At 39.6% G+C, this 18,636-nt stretch carries 20 protein-coding genes and 1 tRNA gene; 10 read left to right on the forward strand and 11 right to left on the reverse strand.

Annotated elements, in window-relative coordinates; all coding sequences use genetic code 11:
* Positions 1–180: 180 nt before the first annotated feature.
* A tRNA-Thr gene (locus QXL17_06685) sits at positions 181–253 on the forward strand.
* Between the two features lie 65 nt (positions 254–318).
* On the opposite strand, the gene QXL17_06690 is transcribed toward QXL17_06685, so the two are convergent.
* From QXL17_06690 to QXL17_06710, 5 genes are all read right to left on the reverse strand, one after another.
* Positions 319–1,578: a hypothetical protein gene (locus QXL17_06690; GenBank protein ID MEM4258818.1), complete on the reverse strand. Its 1,260-nt coding sequence runs from the start codon at positions 1,576–1,578 to the stop codon at positions 319–321.
* A 62-nt stretch (positions 1,579–1,640) separates the two neighbouring features.
* The gene (locus QXL17_06695) at positions 1,641–1,850 is read right to left on the reverse strand and encodes a hypothetical protein (GenBank protein ID MEM4258819.1); all 210 of its coding nucleotides are present in this window, start codon (positions 1,848–1,850) and stop codon (positions 1,641–1,643) included.
* 380 nt (positions 1,851–2,230) lie between these two features.
* Positions 2,231–2,737, reverse strand: a complete 507-nt coding sequence (locus tag QXL17_06700) for a hypothetical protein (protein MEM4258820.1) — start codon at positions 2,735–2,737, stop codon at positions 2,231–2,233.
* Positions 2,738–2,847: 110 nt separating this feature from the next.
* A complete protein-coding gene (locus QXL17_06705; protein ID MEM4258821.1) occupies positions 2,848–3,411 on the reverse strand; it encodes a TATA-box-binding protein in 564 nt (187 codons plus the stop codon).
* A gap of 16 nt (positions 3,412–3,427) precedes the next feature.
* Positions 3,428–3,961 carry a hypothetical protein gene (locus tag QXL17_06710; protein ID MEM4258822.1) on the reverse strand — a complete coding sequence of 178 codons (534 nt, stop codon included), beginning with the start codon at positions 3,959–3,961 and terminating at the stop codon, positions 3,428–3,430.
* A 311-nt stretch (positions 3,962–4,272) separates the two neighbouring features.
* On the opposite strand from QXL17_06710, the gene QXL17_06715 reads away from it, so the two are divergent.
* A complete protein-coding gene (locus tag QXL17_06715) occupies positions 4,273–4,620 on the forward strand; it encodes a hypothetical protein (protein MEM4258823.1) in 348 nt (115 codons plus the stop codon).
* A gap of 100 nt (positions 4,621–4,720) precedes the next feature.
* Here the strand turns inward: QXL17_06715 and QXL17_06720 are convergent, their stop codons facing one another.
* From QXL17_06720 to eno, 3 genes are all read right to left on the reverse strand, one after another.
* Entirely contained in the window at positions 4,721–5,416 is a 696-nt protein-coding gene (locus QXL17_06720) for an RNA-binding protein (GenBank protein ID MEM4258824.1), read from the reverse strand.
* Positions 5,417–5,612: 196 nt separating this feature from the next.
* On the reverse strand, positions 5,613–6,572 hold the full coding sequence (locus tag QXL17_06725) for a hydroxyacid dehydrogenase (protein MEM4258825.1): 960 nt from the start codon (positions 6,570–6,572) through the stop codon (positions 5,613–5,615).
* A 68-nt stretch (positions 6,573–6,640) separates the two neighbouring features.
* Positions 6,641–7,921, reverse strand: coding sequence for a phosphopyruvate hydratase (eno, locus tag QXL17_06730; GenBank protein MEM4258826.1), 1,281 nt, complete (start codon positions 7,919–7,921; stop codon positions 6,641–6,643).
* A gap of 150 nt (positions 7,922–8,071) precedes the next feature.
* On the opposite strand from eno, the gene QXL17_06735 reads away from it, so the two are divergent.
* From QXL17_06735 to QXL17_06760, 6 genes are all read left to right on the forward strand, one after another.
* Positions 8,072–8,839, forward strand: a complete 768-nt coding sequence (locus QXL17_06735) for a slipin family protein (protein ID MEM4258827.1) — start codon at positions 8,072–8,074, stop codon at positions 8,837–8,839.
* Complete coding sequence (locus QXL17_06740) at positions 8,836–10,155, forward strand: nodulation protein NfeD (protein MEM4258828.1); 1,320 nt, start codon at positions 8,836–8,838, stop codon at positions 10,153–10,155. Before QXL17_06735 ends, QXL17_06740 begins: the two co-directional genes overlap by 4 nt.
* A 46-nt stretch (positions 10,156–10,201) precedes the next feature.
* The gene (locus QXL17_06745; GenBank protein ID MEM4258829.1) at positions 10,202–11,446 is read left to right on the forward strand and encodes an MBL fold metallo-hydrolase; all 1,245 of its coding nucleotides are present in this window, start codon (positions 10,202–10,204) and stop codon (positions 11,444–11,446) included.
* 88 nt (positions 11,447–11,534) lie between these two features.
* Positions 11,535–12,782 (forward strand): peptide chain release factor aRF-1, encoded by a 1,248-nt coding sequence (gene prf1, locus QXL17_06750; protein MEM4258830.1) that lies wholly within the window; start codon positions 11,535–11,537, stop codon positions 12,780–12,782.
* A gap of 137 nt (positions 12,783–12,919) precedes the next feature.
* Positions 12,920–14,968 (forward strand): oligopeptide transporter, OPT family, encoded by a 2,049-nt coding sequence (locus QXL17_06755; protein ID MEM4258831.1) that lies wholly within the window; start codon positions 12,920–12,922, stop codon positions 14,966–14,968.
* Complete coding sequence (locus QXL17_06760; GenBank protein MEM4258832.1) at positions 14,958–15,305, forward strand: PqqD family protein; 348 nt, start codon at positions 14,958–14,960, stop codon at positions 15,303–15,305. The genes QXL17_06755 and QXL17_06760 overlap by 11 nt, the downstream gene beginning before the upstream one ends.
* Here QXL17_06760 and QXL17_06765 read toward each other — a convergent pair whose 3' ends face one another.
* Positions 15,306–15,980 (reverse strand): TIGR00289 family protein, encoded by a 675-nt coding sequence (locus QXL17_06765; protein MEM4258833.1) that lies wholly within the window; start codon positions 15,978–15,980, stop codon positions 15,306–15,308.
* A 61-nt stretch (positions 15,981–16,041) separates the two neighbouring features.
* Between QXL17_06765 and QXL17_06770 the strand changes: the two genes are divergently transcribed.
* A complete protein-coding gene (locus QXL17_06770; protein MEM4258834.1) occupies positions 16,042–16,806 on the forward strand; it encodes an MTAP family purine nucleoside phosphorylase in 765 nt (254 codons plus the stop codon).
* Positions 16,803–17,213 (forward strand): archease, encoded by a 411-nt coding sequence (locus QXL17_06775; GenBank protein ID MEM4258835.1) that lies wholly within the window; start codon positions 16,803–16,805, stop codon positions 17,211–17,213. The genes QXL17_06770 and QXL17_06775 overlap by 4 nt, the downstream gene beginning before the upstream one ends.
* 251 nt (positions 17,214–17,464) lie before the next feature.
* On the opposite strand, the gene QXL17_06780 is transcribed toward QXL17_06775, so the two are convergent.
* Positions 17,465–17,821 (reverse strand): ribonuclease P, encoded by a 357-nt coding sequence (locus QXL17_06780; protein ID MEM4258836.1) that lies wholly within the window; start codon positions 17,819–17,821, stop codon positions 17,465–17,467.
* Positions 17,822–17,930: 109 nt separating this feature from the next.
* Positions 17,931–18,116 (reverse strand): hypothetical protein, encoded by a 186-nt coding sequence (locus tag QXL17_06785; protein ID MEM4258837.1) that lies wholly within the window; start codon positions 18,114–18,116, stop codon positions 17,931–17,933.
* Between the last annotated feature and the right edge of the window lie 520 nt (positions 18,117–18,636).

Below are 18,636 nucleotides of genomic sequence, written 5' to 3' on the forward strand. Positions count from 1 at the left end.
GATGGTTTTGTTGAAAAAATCTGTAAAAAAGCTTGTTGAATTATGATTTTTTCTGTTTGCTGTGCGTGATTCTCACAGCAAAATGAGACGTTATGCTGAATTTATGGATTCATTTCGGGATGTAGCCGGATGTTCTCATAGTCAGTTTTTTATGAATGAACGATATTCAGCCAGTAATATGCCGCCGTAGCTTAGCTGGTGGAGCGGCTGATTCGTAATCAGCAGGTCAAGGGTTCAAATCCCCTCGGCGGCTTTATATTCTTACGTCATTTGCTTTATTCTCTGTTTTGAAAAAAATATGTACCTGCCCAGATCTTACTAGAGATTTTCCCATTCTTTGATAATTGATATAAATTTAACCTTTTGTATCCCTGGTGTTTTTTCAAGTTTTTGCACGATTTGCGTATACCCTCGAAGAAGTGTTCTGGTCCGAACATATGCTATAATATCATGGTTAGCTGCAAAAACAACACAAGCTGATTCAACACCTTTAACCTGGGATACTAACTCAAGAATAGCATGTTTTTTGACTTTTGGTTCAACTTTAATGAAGACAAATGCTTTAATTTCAGATAAAGCAAATGTGATTATGCCAATGATAACCAAAATATAGCCCATAAAACGGATCAGCCAAATCACAGGAGGATCAGGAAACGATATCTCAACGTATTGAGATAGAACAAATGAAATTGGGATTGAAAAAAGAATTGTTGATGCCCGAATAGCTTGTGCAACACTCGTCTTTCCAATTTTTAACGATCGAATGTATGCAAGAATAGAAAATAATCCAACAGTCATCGAGAGAGCAACCGGCCAGAAAAAAAGAAGAGAAGATTCGAAACCTTCACCAAGATAGTTTGTGCCGGTGAAAAAATCATATATGACGATAAACAAGGTAATGAAAATAAAACTAAAAACGAGATTCCAGAAACGAATATTAATAGAATCATTCGGCATATTGTTAAACTTCATAAGCATTAGTTTTCTTTGACTGATGAATAAAAAAACAAGACCTGGATTTACCACAAGAAACATTATCAAGAGTGATTCGAAATTAAAATCACCGGTCATGGAAATTGAACTGAGAATTGCTCCAAAGGTAACAATAATGCTTGATTGTATTTCGACAAGAGTTGGTGCATTCTTTTCTGAAATAGTTTCAGCGATTAATAGGTATAAAATAACGACTTGTTTAAATGGCAATATAATTGAAGGATCGACGAGCATACTTAATACGACAAAATAGCCAAGTGTGGTTGAAGCATTTCCAAAACCTGCAAGTATTTGATATTTAACCTCAGATTTATGCATCAATCGTAATCGACGAAACGAAGGATCAAGGAGATACGAACCAATGCTTTTTCCTCGAATGGATAGGGAAAAAAATACGAACAGGAAAAACGTGATGATTAAACCAATGAAAAATGAAGAAAAACTAAAAAGCCAGGGGATTTTTTCAGTTGAATAAATTTTGGAATAGCTCTGAATGATGCTGCTGTCAATAGCTGCAACAATAGCTAAAATAAATGACGAGATAAGAACTAGGGAAAAAAACAAGGTGCGTTTTCTCAGAAACATTGAAGGCACTAAATAGAGATTCCTTTTATAAATATTCTAATATGAATTAGGTGCTGCAAAACTTATAATGTATCTGAAAAAAGTTGCAGACACCCTTCCCGATCAAGAACGTCTTCGAGAATTCTTTTCTGTTGCTGGTCGAAGAGTTCAGTGATACTGAAATGATAGTGATTTTTCAGACAAAAGATACAGATATAATCTTTTTTGTTTTTCATGAGGTAAACACCCTCTTCGAAATCAAAACCACAACTGATACATCGACCACGTGCCATCTTTGTTTCCCCGTGAATGATTCTTCGATATTGCTCGTTGAGTCATAAATGTTTCGAATATGTCTTAGAAATGAAAAAAGAAGAAAAAGACGTGTTATTTTTTATTGTATAGCGATTGAATTACAGAAGGAGAATAAATAGTACAAAGAAAATTGTTTTGTAGGCTGTTTACTCTTTTTGGATAATTTCTTTTATAAGGGGATCTTTTTTTGCATTGTTTTTGAGGAATGCTAATATTAGTTGTTTCTGTTGCTCGGTTAAATTTCCCATAGCTCACCTCATTAATATGCTATGTAATATCATAGCATATTATGATTAAAAACTCATCATTATTAACCATTTCCTGTTAAAATGTCAATATGGAAAAAAACCAAAACTATTTATTCCATCTTATGCAATGACTCTAAAATGACCGATGACTCCTGAACAGAAAACTTACCCTGAGAATATTCAAGCAAAGGAACTCGAACGCCGAACTTTTTAGTATCACCTTGTTTTACAAACACCATATCACAAAAAGACTGTATGGTAAAACCAGGATCTTGCTCTTTTTTACGAAGAACGGAAACAGAAAATGCATCCATGCCTATTTGTTGTTTCAATTCAGAGGGATACTCAAAAGAAAAACCATGCTGTTTCGCATAGTCAATAATCTTTTTTATATAGGGGAGTTGATAGAGGTCTGTCAAAAATTTATACAACGAACAAACTCGAAGAAACTCTGTTAGTGAGTTATGAGTTAACATCACTATCTCTTTTAGGTCAACTCGGGATTCTTTTAGATCGGTCCGATAATAAGTTCCATAGTGATATCGATGAATGATCTCCTCAGCCTGAGCCTTAAAGGTAGCATAATCTTCCTCTAAGAGATCCTTTCTATACATCATATTTCATCCCTCAAACCCAATATTCAAAACACATGTTAATTATAAAAAGGTTTTTGATAAAAAAAACAATGAAATATCAGATAGAAGAAAAAAGAAAAAGAGGGAAAGAGTTAATGAATCAAACCAAGAGAGGTTAACTCCTGGGACAGTTTATCAACTGCAAGACTCACATCTTCGATCTTTCGAGCCCCAGTACAGACAATTTTACCAGAGCCAAACAACAACATCGCAACCCGAGGTTCACGAATCCGATACACAAGACCAGGAAATTGCTCAGGTTCATACTCAACGTTTTCTAGACCGAGCGCCATAGCGACTTCATTCAGATTTAACTCTCCACCAAGATCCGAGATAGCAACAATATTTTGAATGACTATTTCAGGATCCTTATACACATCAACATTTAATTTCTTAAGTTTTTCAGCAATGATCTTAATTGTCGTTCGAACATCTTCAATGTTTTTTGCTCCAGTACAATTCGCTTTACCACTGCGAAACAGCAACGTCGCAGTTTTTGGGTTGTCAAGACGATACACAAGTCCAGGGAACTGCTCTGGTTCATATTCAGCTTCTTCAAGTGACTGTGCTATCACGTCAAGATCCAATTTATCAGAAAAGGATGTTGACGCCACAATATTTTCCACAATTACTTCCGGCATATCTTTTTCCTCCATTCCATTTTTTATAATCCTATACACCTAACGATGAGAGTTTTTCTTGGATGTTTTGCACTGCTCTGGAAACCTCATCAATAGTTGTAGCAGAACATACAACTTTTCCGGTATGAAAAAGAAGTATAACAGCGTTTGGGTCTTCAGTCTTATAAATTATTCCTGGAAAGCATTTCGGATTATAGGTAGCATTTGATAACCGTTTTGCAAGCGCGCGTACATCAAGAGGACGTCTTAAATCAACAGACCCAATAACCTGATGACTGGTTACCAAAGGTTCTTCCGAGATGGTATGCCCAACAACAGAAAGCTTTTTTGCAATAAGATCAAGGATGATCTCAATCTCGTCAGTACTTCGAACACCAGTAATCATCGCATGACCATCAGCAAAAAGCATCACCACTGCTTTCGGTGCATCAATATGGAACATCACAGCAGGGACCTCATTAGGGGTATACGTGGTTCCTGGTACTGCAGTTGATACTTTTTGGAGATCCACCGGACCGGTAAGCTGAGTCGAAACAACAATGTTTTCAATGACGAGATCTGCCATAACGATGAACGTCCCCTTCTTAAAGTATATAAAGGCTTTTTATAAACGTTTCGAAAAAAATGCTGTGTGGCATGATTTAAGATAGAGAATGTGCATATCTTTTTTGGGATGCACAGTATGAAAAAGAAACAGTTGGGGTAAAAAGCATAAAGATAACAGGGATTGGAAACAGTGTAATGAACGATTGGTGAAGCGCGGGGAGTTTCTTGTGAATCCACGATTTCTGGATAATTGGCGTGGTGAGATCAGAAGGATGAATCAGGGGAAGGTGGGGCAACCGTATACGTATCCTGAGTCGTTGATTGTATTTTGTGCCATGTTTTGGAGTAAAGGTTGACTTCCGGTCGATACAAGGTATTGTCCGAGCGTTTTCTAAGAGACTGGGACCGTTTCCCGTGATCTGTTTCAGTCAGATCCGCAGGCGAATACTTTCACTTCCCGTATCGTTCAGAAGACGAGTGGGGGAGATGATTGTGAGTTGTGATGGTTCTGGGATGAAGGCGAAAGGGTACGGGTATCGTTGGCCGGCGAGTGAAGGGATTTTTTCTGCAATGAAACGTATGTATGGTGAGGGTATCAGGAGTTATAGGATACGGAATATGTATCATAAGGCGAAGTTGAAGTTTTGGGCGTATCAGAAACTGCGAGATATTGCATAAAAAACAGCAACACTTATGGGCATGAGCGGAGGCTATAGGACTGTTTTACGGAATCATGCCACACAGCAGAAAAAAAACAAAAAGCAGTGAATTTCTCCCTCTACCAGACCTTATCGATATCGATGTCACTTTCTTCTTTTGGTTTTCCTTGTTTTCTGTTTTCACCAGTTTTATCAAATAATCCTCGAAACTCTAGTGTTTTATCATCGATTCGTCGTTCACAGCTGGCAACCGCTAATTCTCCTCGTGTTTTTTCAATGAGGAGACGAACCATATCCTGTTTTTTCTTAATCGGTACCAACGCTGAAGGATAGTCAAAACTCATGATTGCATCATAAATCTGATCCATATGGCGGAGATACTCATGTGCTTTTGCCGGCGCTCCTTCAAGGATGAAGTCAAGAGCAGCACGACGTAACTCACCAACCACGTCACACAACCCCATCAGATACGAACTATAGGTGGTCTGAATGGCATCAGGATCTGGCAAATCCTTTCCCTGCATAATATTCTGCAAGCACCACGCCTCAGCAACCTCTTGTCCAGCATTTTCTACAAAACCCGCATGAAACAGATCCGGATATGGTTTCGTAATGTCGTAGAGCTGAACCAACGTATTTGATGCTTTGGTAATAAGTTCCTGAGCATGAATAAAATCATTTCGATGAAGTAATTGAATTGCTTTTCGACAAGAGATAATAATATCCCGGGATAAACGAAGTGCCTGCTCACGAATCGAGTCTTTTTCTGTAATATGCTTGTCAATCTTTCCAATGATTGAATCTAGATTATTCATAACCATATCTGAGAACTCAATACCATAATTATAGTTTTCCTATAAATATCCACTGAATGAAGAAAAAATGAAAAATAGTGTACTGGTTTGTGAATACTTGAAATAACAAAGACTAGGGTCTGTCATAAAAAAGCAAAATCAAAATAACTGAAGAAACAAAAAAATATGAATAAAAATTGAATAACAGTAGGAACAATTAGATCATCAGTTTTTTATTCACCCAGTAGTCAGGCTCCTTACCTGCAAGAGCTTTAATTATCTGCTCGGCAGTAATCAAGCCTGCACGAAGTTGCCCCTCAACAGTATTTGCACCGATATGTGGTGTCACTACCACATTTTCTAAACTCAGTAACGGATTGTCCTTTGCGGGTGGCTCCTGTTCAAATACATCTAACGCTGCACCAGCAAGTTTACCATTCTTCAGTGCCAGATACAACGCTTTTTCATCAATAACACCACCACGAGCACAATTAATAATATACGCAGATGGCTTCATTTTCGCGATCATCTCCTCATTCAAGAGATAATGTGTTTCCTTTGTATGAGGAATATGCAGGGAGATATAATCAGCTGTTTGTACGAGTTCTTCAACAGTTTCAACCTTTTTAATATGATCTTTCTGCATAATTTTTTTGTCAACAAAAGGATCATACCCAATAACATTCATACCAAAACACTGTGCATATTTTGCAACAAGTCGGCCGATATTACCCGTACCAATTAAACCAAGAGTTTTTTCATATACTTCGTTTCCCTTCATCTGCTTCTTTAACCACTCGCCTTTCTTTGTTGAACTATCTGCTTTTGGCAACATCCGAGAAATACTCAGCATATGACCAAATGTAAGTTCAGCAACACTTGCTGTTGCACCAGTTGGCGCATTCACCACTTTAATTTTATGCATCGCCGCGGTCTGGATATCAACATTATCAACACCGATTCCCGCACGACCAATCACTTTCAGTTTACCTTTCGCACCAGCTTCGATAACCTCTTTAGTTACCTTTGTTCGACTGCGAACCATCAACGCATCATACTTCGGAATCTCCTTAAGCAATGTCGCGGGATCCATCTCATTGATGACAACGTCATGACCTGCTTTTTTTAGCATTTGGATTGCTTCATCAGCCATTTTATCAGTAATTAATATGTTCATACGTATATGCCTCCAGGACTAGGTATCGGAAACAGCATAAAAACATTTCCTGACCTGAACCTGATTTGTTATTGAGAACGAAAGTCTTCTCCAGGATACTCAGCACGATCGCCAAGTTCTTCTTCGATTCGTAGTAGCTGGTTGTATTTTGCATTCCGATCACTACGAGCAGGTGCACCGGTTTTTATCTGCCCTGTACTGATTCCAACAACAAAATCAGCAATAAAACAATCCTCAGTTTCACCGCTGCGATGAGAAACAACCGCAGTCCAACCCTCATCTTGAGCCATTTTAACCGCTTCAAGAGTCTCAGTCACCGTTCCAATTTGATTAAGTTTTATAAGCACCGAGTTTGCTGCTTGAAGCTGTATACCTTTATCAATTCGATTGGTATTGGTAACAAAAATATCATCACCGACAATCTGAACAGTTTTCCCAAGTTTTCTAGTCATCTCAACCCAAGAGTCCCAATCATCCTCAGCATGACCATCTTCAATACTTACAATCGGATAGGTTCTACAGAGATCAACATAGAAATCAACTAGTTCACCACCGGAAAATGATTTCTCCCCAATTCTATATACACCATCATAGAAAAACTCACTTGAGGCAGGATCCAAGGCAATTTTGACTAAACCATCATAACCTGCTTTTTCAACAGCAAGCAGCATAAGATCGAGCCGATCATGAACATCAACAAGCTGAGCTGGCGCAAAACCACCTTCATCACCAACAAGAACACCAGTTGCACCGTAACGCTCTTTTAACAATTTTCCAAGATGATGATAACATTCAGAAACCATACGAATACCTTCGCCGAAGGATTTTGCACCGGTTGGCATAAGCATATGTTCCTGAATTGAATTTTCTTGACCAGCGTGTTTTCCACCGTTAATCACATTACACATAGGAACTGGTAAAGTATGCGGCACAACACCAAAAAGTTCACCAATATATTCATAGAGGGGAAGTTGCCTTGAGGCTGCACCGGCTTTTGTAACCGCCATGGAAACGGGCAAAATTGCATTTGCACCAAGTTTTTCTTTGTTCTCAGTGCCATCAAGTTTAAGCATAATCTTATCGATCCGTTCCTGCTGAGAACAATCAATACCGATGAGTTTCGGAGCAATAATTTTTCGTACATGCTCAACTGCTTTTAACGTCCCTTTTCCAAGATATCTCTTTGTATCACCATCGCGCAGTTCTAATGCTTCATGCTGACCAGCACTTGCACCGCTGGGGGTCATTGCCCGAAAGACACCATCATCGGTGATAACATCAACTTCAACTGTTGGGTTTCCCCGTGAATCAAGAACTTCACGTGCTTTTACACTTCGAATTTCACTCATACCAAACCATCTCTACTAGCACCCATATCAACAAGATACATAAAACTATATCCCTGGGGAATTCTTAAGAAGAACATCAGAGATGCCCCAAGAATAAACAGAAATCCTTAAAAACAACAAGATGTTGTGTCGGAGTGGAGGTAAAGCATTATGATAGATGGATTAACCATCCTAATAGTACTCATAATATTGGTGATCATGGTTTTAGCATCATCAATAAAAATCATGGCAGAATTCCAACGAATTGTTATCTTCCGTCTGGGAAGACTTGCGGGAATTAAAGGACCTGGACTCGTGTTCATCATACCAATCATTGACAAAATTATCAAGCTTGACTTACGAACGCGAGTTATTGATGTACCCAAGCAACGGATCATTACCAATGATAACGTCACCGTCGATGTCGACGCTGTGGTTTACTTTAGAATCACTGATCCACAGAAAGCAATCGTTGAAGTACAACGGTACGATGTTGCAACAAGTATGCTTGCTCAAACAACACTCCGAGATATTGTTGGACAGAAAAATCTTGATGAACTATTATCACAGCGAGATGAATTGAATAAAAGCCTTCAAGAGATTCTAGATATAGGAACTGATCCATGGGGCATCAAAGTCACTGCAGTTACTATAAAAGATGTTGCGTTGCCTGAAGAGATGCTCCGAGCAATCGCAAAACAAGCCGAAGCAGAACGAGAGAAACGATCACGAATTATTATTGCTGAAGGAGAATTACAAGCATCGCAGAAAATGAGCGACGCTGCAAAACTCTATGAACAAACACCGATTGCTCTTCGACTCAGAGAACTGCAAACACTGACTGAAATCGCTCGAGAAAAAAACCTTATCATTGTACCCGCTGGCGAAATCGGAAACATTGCAGGTATCGCCAAAGCAGTCAATAAAAAAATAGAATGAAACAAACATCCTTCTTCTCCATCTTTTTCTTCTTTCTTCTTGTCTTTTCGATAATCATATCTGGTTCGAATCAACAAGAAAACGTGGTTCTTTTAGTTGAAATAAGTGATGAAATCAACCAAGCAACCACTGAGATGATCATTGAATCATTCAAAGAAGCAGAACAACAACACACACAAGCGATCATTCTTCTTCTAAATACACCAGGAGGCGGACTGCAACAAACCTTTGATATCGCTGATCATATCAAAAGTAGTTCGATACCGGTGATTGGTTTTGTGTATCCCAGCGGTGCAACAGCGTGGTCAGCAGGTACGTTTATTCTTCTAAGTACACATATCGCGGTAATGGCAAATCACACTATTATTGGATCCTGTCAACCTGTTGAGATAACGGTTGAGGGAACACGGTTCATCAACGATTCAAAGATCATTAACGCGCTTACCGCATGGATGTCTGAACGGGCAGCCATGTATAACCGCAACGGAACACTTGCGCAAGAATTCATCACTAAAAATAGAAATGTCAATGCAACTGAGGCATATGCCTTTGGAGTGATCGAGTATACTGCTTCATCTGTCGAAGATCTACTCAAAAAAATTGATACACACACCATTCGAACATCAACCGAGAACAAGACGATTTATACCAAAAACGCATCACTTGTAAGATATGCTCCTTCGTTCAAAATCCAAATCATGAACCTCTTATCAAACTCTGTTCTATCATCACTCTTACTCATGATCGGTATTTTTTCCTTGATTTTTGGTATTTCGACACCAGGACATGGCGCAGAAGTATTCGGAGGTATCGCAATCCTTCTTTCACTAATTGGTTCAGGATTCAGCGTACCTCTCCTCAGCATACTATTTATAGTCGTTGGTTGTTTACTGCTCATCATTGAACTCTTTGCCTTGCCTGGATTTGGTGTGGTTGGCATCGGCGGTACCATCTGCCTTGTCATTGGTTCAATATTCCTCATACCAAGCTACCCAAATCGAGAATGGCTCATTTCAAGTGATTATATGACTGATGCACTCCTCATCACAATCACCGTTGTTATATTCTTTGCCTGCTTTTTCCTCTTTCTCCTCTATAAAGTGATCCAAATCCGAAGAAAACGAGCAGCAGTCGGAGTGTTCATCGGGGAAACAGCAACAACCGTTGATCGAATAACCCCTGAAAAAACAGGTTTTATCCGATTCAAAGGAGAACTCTGGCAAGCACGCGCTGATCAAATCATTGAACCTAACACAAAAGTAACCATTATTAAAAAAGATGAAACAACACTGATCGTTAAACCAAAAGAACCCTGACCAAACATTAATCAACCCTTTAAATCTTCGAGGTCGTAGATTTTTTATGAAAGATACTCAAATCACAGCTCAGTTTCTTGGCGGTGGAAATGAAGTCGGACGCGCAGCACTCACCTTAGAAATTGAAGAAAAACGTTTTCTCCTTGAATACGGGATGCTCCCAGGAAAACCACCAGAATATCCACTTCCACCTCCACCGGTTGATCTCACCTTACTCACCCATGCACATCTCGATCATTCAGGAATGATACCGTGGTTGTGCAGCCATACCGATCAAAATATTCTTTGTACAAAACTGACAGCAGCATTGAGCGATCTACTCTTCAAAGATACCATTAAAATCGCAAAAATGGATGGCTACTCACCACCATTTAGCCCTGCTGATATCAAAGAAGTAGAACACAGCATCATCCCAATATCCATTGGAGAAAAAAGAATAGTCTCCGATTGTTGTGAAATCATGTGTCATAGCGCTGGGCATATCCCAGGATCACTGATGTATGAAATCAACGCAGAAAAAAGAATACTTTTTACGGGAGATTTCAACGTCTCAGATACACGACTCATGAAAGGAACAACACCAGTACCTTGTGATATCCTCATCATGGAAAGTACCTACGCAGAACGAGACCATCCAAACCGACAAGAACTCGAACAAGCATTTCTTGATAAAATCGATGAAGTAGTCAGCCGAGGTGGCGTTGTCATTATCCCTGCTTTTGCAGTAGCACGATCCCAAGAAATCGCTATGGTTCTCCACAAAGCAAGCTACAACGTCTGGTTTGATGGCATGGGAAAAAAAGTCGCAAAACTATTCCTGAAGTATCCTAACGAACTCCGATCAGCAGAAAATCTTAAAAAAGCGATGAACAAACTAAACTTTGTTCATTCTGATCACGGAAGAAAACTAGCCCTAAAATCAGAGGTAATCTTAACCTCAAGCGGTATGATGGATGGAGGACCTGTTTTGAGTTATATGAACAAATTGAAAAATGATAAGAGAAACGCAGTACTGCTCACCGGATACCAAGTACCAGGATCAAATAGCAGACTACTGGTAGACCACGGAAAACTTGATTTTTACGGCGTTCAAGAAAACGTTGAATGTGAGGTACAATACTTTGACTTTTCAGCACATGCAGGGCATCGGGAACTGATCGAATTTGCAAAAAAATGCCATCCTGAAAAAATTGTCCTTTTCCATGGTGACAAACGAGAAGCATTACGAGAACCACTCCAAAACATTGGTGAGGTACTAACACCAAGTAACGGAGAGATATTCTATTTGTAGTAACCGATCACAATAATCACAATAAATTTATATCAAGGAACAATAAAAAAAATAAAAAAAATCCTACATCACAATGGTGAACAACACAATGACCGAAATGACCCAACGGCAAAGATATGATCTCAAACGAACACTTGAAGAACTCAAAGCATGCAAAGGGAAACATACCGAACTGATTTCACTCTACATCCCACCATCTAAACAAATATCAGATGTTACCGCATACTTACGAAATGAATTTTCACAGTCACAAAATATTAAATCAAAAACCACACGAAAAAATGTAACCTCAGCAATAGAATCAATCCTCAGTAGACTTCGACAGTTTAAACAGGCACCACCAAACGGTGTTGTTTTTTTTGTTGGACATAAAAGCATCGGAGCAGATCAAACAGAGATGGTTGCTTTTGTCATCGAACCGCCCATGCCCATCAACATTTTTTTGTATCGCTGTGATGCTGAATTTTTCACTGAACCACTCGATGCCATGCTCTCAGAAACCGACATTTACGGTTTATTACTTATTGACCGTCGAGAATGCACAATCGGCATGCTCCGAGGAAATCGTATTGAGCTTCTCCGCTATATGACGTCGCAAGTCCCTGGAAAACATGGTCGCGGTGGTCAATCACAACGACGTTTCGAACGACTTACTGAAATTGCAGCACATGAATGGTTTGTGAAATGCGGAGAACGAGCAAGTGAGATTTTTCTTGCTGAAAAAGATCTGAAAGGAATCCTTGTTGGAGGATCCGGACCAACAAAAACGTATTTCATCAATGAAAACTACCTCCACCATGAGATTCAGAAAAAAGTCATCGATACGTTTGATACTGGATACACCGATGAATTTGGGTTAAAAGAGCTTGTTGCTGTTGCTGCCGATGCTATGGCTGATCTGAAAATAGCTAAGGAAAAAAAGATTATGAAACGGTTCCTCGCAGAAGTTACAAAATCAGAAAAAAGCCTTGCAGTGTACGGTGAAGAACAGATACGCAAAGCACTGAGCATGGGTGTTGTCGATACGTTACTCATGTCTGAAACATTACGGAAATATCGAATCAAACTTAAATGTTCAACCTGTGGATACACTGCCGAACGAACCATCGATGCAGAAAAAATGGAGGAGTTCATCCCTCCGCTCTGCCAACAATGCCAAACATCACTTCCCATGGAACTTGTTGAAAAGGTTGATCTGATCGATGAGTTATCAGACATTGCTGAAAAAACAAATGCAACTGTTCAACTTATTTCTCGAGACAGCGAAGAAGGAGATTCCCTCTATCGAGCATTTAGCGGCATCGGTGGTATTCTGAGATATCCTCTGGAGCTTTGAGTACAATTTTTATAATATAAAATATATTTAATCATTTGTTTTTAAATATAAACTTGAACCTACTCCGAGAAAAAAGCAATATCCAATGAACCGATGGTTTTATAAATACTGAAATATATTATTCATATAGATATTCCATGACATCTCGAGACGATTTTAACTCATTTATCCCTGCAACGAAAAAAATACCAGAACTTACGATCAAAGCAGTTCTCGTCGGTATAATCCTTGCAATCATTCTTGGAGCGGCAAACGCTTATCTCGGGCTGTATGCAGGTATGACGGTTTCAGCTGTTATCCCTGGTGCAGTTATGGCATTTGCCCTGCTTCGACCGTTCAAAGGAACCATCCTCGAAGTCAACCTTGGGATGATGGGAGCAGCCGCTGGAGAAGCACTGGCAGCAGGCGTCATCTTCACCATTCCTGCACTGGTCCTCATCGGAACATGGACTGAGATTCACTACGTTGAAACGACCCTGGTTGCTCTCTTCGGCGGCATTCTTGGCGTCCTCTGGATGGTACCGCTCAGACGAGCACTCATCATCAAAACAGACTTACCCTTCCCTGAAGGAGTTGCGGTTGCTGCAGTTCTCACCACAACTGTCGGTGGGGAAAGTGCTGAAAAAACCAAAAAAACAGGAAGTGGTGTTAGTGGTATCTGGCTTGTCGTTGGTGTCCTCGTATCAGCAGTGTTTAAATTTGGCCAAGTCGGTCTCAACATTTTCAGCGGTGCAATCCATTCAATACTTGACATTGGAAAATTCCGCATCGGCAATACAAACAACTCTGGTGTTTTCTACGGCGGCCTTGCAACGTCACCGGCACTTCTCGGTGTCGGCTGGATTATTGGCTTCAAGGTATCAACGTTTGTATTTATTGGCGGCCTACTTGGATGGGTCATCCTTGTTCCCCTTATTGCCCTTGCAACCGGCTTACCAATGCCTTCGACACCACCAGACATTCAAGATGCAATAGCTCTCGGTTTTGGAAACTATGACCTCGGAGCAAAAATCTGGGGTTTCTTTGCGATCTGGGGAAAATATATCAGGTATATTGGTGTCGGTGCCATGGTTGTCGGTGGTCTGTATACTATCTTCAAACTCCGATCCAATCTCGCCAGCGGTATCAAAGAAGCGATCTCTGGACTGAGAGGCGGAACCGTTGAAACAAAAAAACGAACTGACACTGATCTGAACTTCAAACTTGTTTTCCTTCTCATCGGTGCATTAACCATTCCGATCTTCCTTATCTATGCATGGTTATCAAGCCTTTGGGTTGTTTCAGCAGTGATGGCAGTCTTTGCCATTCTTTTTGCGTTTGTCGCAAGTGCAATTGCAGGATACATGGCTGGACTTCTTGGATCATCGAACAACCCGATTTCTGGAGTAACTGTATCAGTTCTCCTCATCACCTCATTGATTCTCCTTGGATTTGGATTAACTGGAAATATCGGTGCGTATGGCGTTGCGATTCTCATCGCCGCGGTTATTTGTTGCGCAGCAGCAATCTCAGGAGACGTACTTCAATCAATGACCTGCGGTCAAATGATTGGTGCAACACCAAGAAATCAACAAATAGCAGAAATCATCGGCGTCTGCGCAGCAGCACCATTTCTAGCACTTGTCATTTCTGCGCTGGATCAAGCATACCGCATCGGCAGTCCGAATCTACCGGCACCACAAGCATTTCTCATGCAAGGAATCGTACAAGGAGTTCTCGGTGGAGAAATGGTCTGGCCGTTTGTACTTGCAGGAGCAGTTCTTGCATTAGTCTTAATTCTCCTAAATCTCCCTGTGTTACCTGTTGCAATTGGCATCTATTTACCATTCACCCTGAGTACCCCCATTTTTGCTGGAGGTATCATTAGAGCCCTCACCAATAAAGTCATTGCAAAGAAATACGGTTCCGCTGAAGAAGAAGAAATCAGCGATTGGGATCTTGCTATAAAACAAACTGACGTGAAACCAAAAGAAAAGATTATAAGAACCGGGCTGCTTCTCACCGCTGGATTTATCGCAGGAGAAGCACTCATGGGCGTCATCGTTGCGTTCCTGATCGTACTAGGCGTTAGTTTTGCAGTTATGGAATTTCCACCGATTTGGCCTGCATTGCTCGTCTGGCTGTTCATTGCTGTTCTCCTTTGGTATATCCCACTTCGGGAGATTTTTGCAAAACATGAAGAGTAAACCACGAATACCCACGGTCGATCAATTCCTCACATATGTTCCACACCGAGGAGATTTTTCATGGACTGAAACTTCGGATGGGTTGATTCATATTACCGTTCCAAAATTTACAAGCAAACTTGGGATCTCATTCTGTAAACTTCTCAGAAGAGAAAACACGTTTACTGCCCGTCTTGACCAATACGGATCTTTTATTTGGAAACTGTGCGATGGAAAAACATCAGTTCAAACAATACTCGAACGAGTGCAACAACAATTTCCAAATGAGAAAAACATTGACCAGCGGTTATTCCTTTTCCTGCAACAAATGCACAGTCTTCAGTACATTTCATATTAACTATTTTTTTGGTTCAAGATGGACTCTTGTAATGCGATACATCCCATGATCTCTTTTCCAATCTACAGCAGCCTCATCGATAACGATCCTCTGGGAGAAAATCGGAGCGTCAACAACGAGCGTCTCATATTCACCGCCCTCACCAGCTAAACTAATTTTATATTTTTTACAAACAGTGATAAATTGATCAATATTATGTTCTGTAAGTTGCTGACCAAGCCAGAACTGATCAAAACCATCAGCAAAAACCCCAACAATTAAAATGGAAAAACCCGCAGCAACCATCTCTCGGAGTAATGTTTCTTGATCTTGATGCCATAACGGTGCAAAAAATTGTACGTTCAACTCACGACAGATGCGTTCAATCCGTACCCGTTGATATTCAGATGCAATAGCACCACTGATCACCCCATCAACCGGGAGTGATTTTAACAACGCATAGAGATCATCTAACTCAGTTTCTTTTTGACCCGAAGTATCTTTTTTGTATAACGGTAACCCAAGCGCTTTTGCCCCATATTCAGTGAGTGCTATGTTCACCGAATGAAACATCCATGAATCATCAACCCGTGGTTCAAGAGTTACTAAACAAGTAACCTCCCACTTTTTCTGCAAAGCAAGATAGATTGCATACACTGAATCTTTTCCACCAGAGAACAACGCAGCTATCTTCATAAACGTAGTAGAAAGCGTATATCTTTAAATAAATAAACATTTATCGCATCGGCGAACAATCATGAAGATTGGCATTATCAGTAGCATCTCGCTATCAGATTTATTCCAACACCCCGAAATCATCTCTATTGAAACGCCATATGGATCTATAGACCTGATGAGTTCAACTGTTCATTCCCATGAACTTTTGTACCTCAACCGCCATGGAAAAAACAGAACCATGCCACCCCACCAAATTAACTACCATGCAAACATCCATGCATTTGCAGTCAGTCACGTTGACTATCTGCTCATGATTGAAACTGTGAGCACGATGAATCCTAAAATACAGATTGGAGACTATGTTATCCCCCATGATTTTATTGATATGACAAAAAACCGTATACAAACCTATGTTCAAAACCAACGAATCCATATCGATGTCTCAGAACCATTTTGTCCAACACTTCGTAACCATCTGATCACCACACTTGAGTATTTCAAAAACATACCAGTTCACACCACAGGAGTCTATCTTACAACAGAAGGACCTCGCCGTGAAACCTGCGCAGAAATGCAGTTTTACTCGAAAATAGCAGATATCATCGGAATGACGCTTGCATCTGAAGTAATTCTGGCACGAGAAAAGAATCTTTGCTGTGCCTCAATATGTCTTGTTGAAAACATGGCTGCAGGACTCCAACAACACAAGTCAACGCATGAAACAATAACTTTTAACCAGGAGCACACATCTATTGTTGAAAGCATCGTTGAAAAAATAATCTGCTCATTACCGGAAAAGAAAGAATGCCGGTGTCAACAAAATCTTTCACAGGCAACATTATGAAACGATATGAATTCATCAATCATACTGCCGATGTCGGAATCAAAGCATATGGAAAAACGATCGATGAAGCATTTGAACATGCAGCATCAGCTATGTTTGACATTATAACCGATCGTTCATCTATTGATTCTGTTGGGGAATATCAGATTTTTCTTGAGGCATCTGACCTCGAACAACTTCTTGTTGACTGGCTTTCAAAACTTTTATTTTTGAACGGAGCAGAAAATCTTGTATTTGGAAAATTTCATGTCAGTATCAATGGAACGAAACTCTCTGCAAAGGTTTTTGGTGAAATTTTTTCACCACAAAAACATAAACATGGTGTCGAAATCAAAGCAGTTACGTATCATATGCTTGAAGTCCATGTTGACACACCAATCTACGTTCAAGTATTGTTTGATATTTAGATGATTGTTAAAAAAACGAATAGTTTCAATGACCTCTCTTATTTGAATATAAATAGTGTATTTCTCATATCATTTTTGAAGTGTCCCACCGGACGGAACATAGAATTTCGTATAACTTACCTTTCTCCTCCTCGGATCTGCGATCCCCGTCCGGTTCTCCTCCCATCCACCAAAAGAATTTAAAAAAGTTATGAACAGAAGATGCATAAAAAGTATACCTCACGAGCAAACTCTAACGTTCGAAAGAATTTTCATTTTCTGTTTTTGAGAACCGGCGGATCGCTTGTTGTTTTTTTTGGAATAATAACTCGTGTATAACAATTACAACCGGTACAAAATATAATGATTTTACCATGATGAATTCTAATCCGACCTGTCGTTCCAGGTAAAATGTACTTCTTACAATGTTTACAATAACATCGTTTATATTGTGCAGGAATCGGAACTCGATACCGCATCCCGATTCTCCGCGCAAGATGAACATATCTATTTGCTAAGTCAAATTTATTATCTCGAGCGTTTTTTTCTGCAAGATCAAATAAATAACAGATGCGATGATGCGCAATTTTTTTTTGTTGTTTCTTTTCAGCGAATCGTTTCGAAGGCATAGAAAAATCTTTACAACAGCAAAGAAAAACAAGTTTTTAAATGCTTGCAAGTTCTATTTGAGAAAAAATAAAAAAAAGAAAGTGTAAAAAAGAAATAAAATACACAAAATTATTTCTTCTTTAGGTAGGGAAGGCCGGTTCTTTTATTGACACCAACAGTGTAACCAGTGGGTAAATCGCATGGTTTTCCGCTTTTTGGAGCTCGTTTACTGAAAAAATAGATTGTTTGACTTCTTCCTCCTTTCAAGGTTACGCTTCGAGTGTACAATGTCCATCCTTCATGAGTATATGCCATAGAACACCTCCATGGGTGGAATAGGATACTTGTCATTTAAATCTTTCTTTATTTTTCTCCTGAAAAAAGAATGAACATATCAACATTCTGTAGTATTTATTCATGAGATATCTATACATTTAATCGTATATTTTTTACCTGAAAAAATGTCCGGAACTGAAACGACCAATGAAAAAAGAGCTGGTAGTTGTCGCCCGAACATCTGTATGGCTTTTTAGTTTTAAACTTTTTCTAAATTTTACAAAAAAGGTATCACGTTATTATAGATACTATATTAGTAGAATTCTCACCTATGTTATCACATCACTATCGATACAACCTGAATTCTTCTCTACATACCGAGGTACATATGCAAGTATTTATGCACCTACATACATATGTATGTATGCAAGGGGCTTCATCCCGAAATAGATAATTAAGGAAGAAACATTCATTTTTTCATTGGATGGGACGCGCAAAGAAAAGGATTAATCCAACAGTTGCGAACCATGTGAACCGCAATTTCACCGCCGATTTCAGC

The organism is Candidatus Thermoplasmatota archaeon (genome assembly GCA_038884455.1).
In the GTDB taxonomy this organism is placed as follows: domain Archaea; phylum Thermoplasmatota; class E2; order DHVEG-1; family DHVEG-1; genus JAWABU01.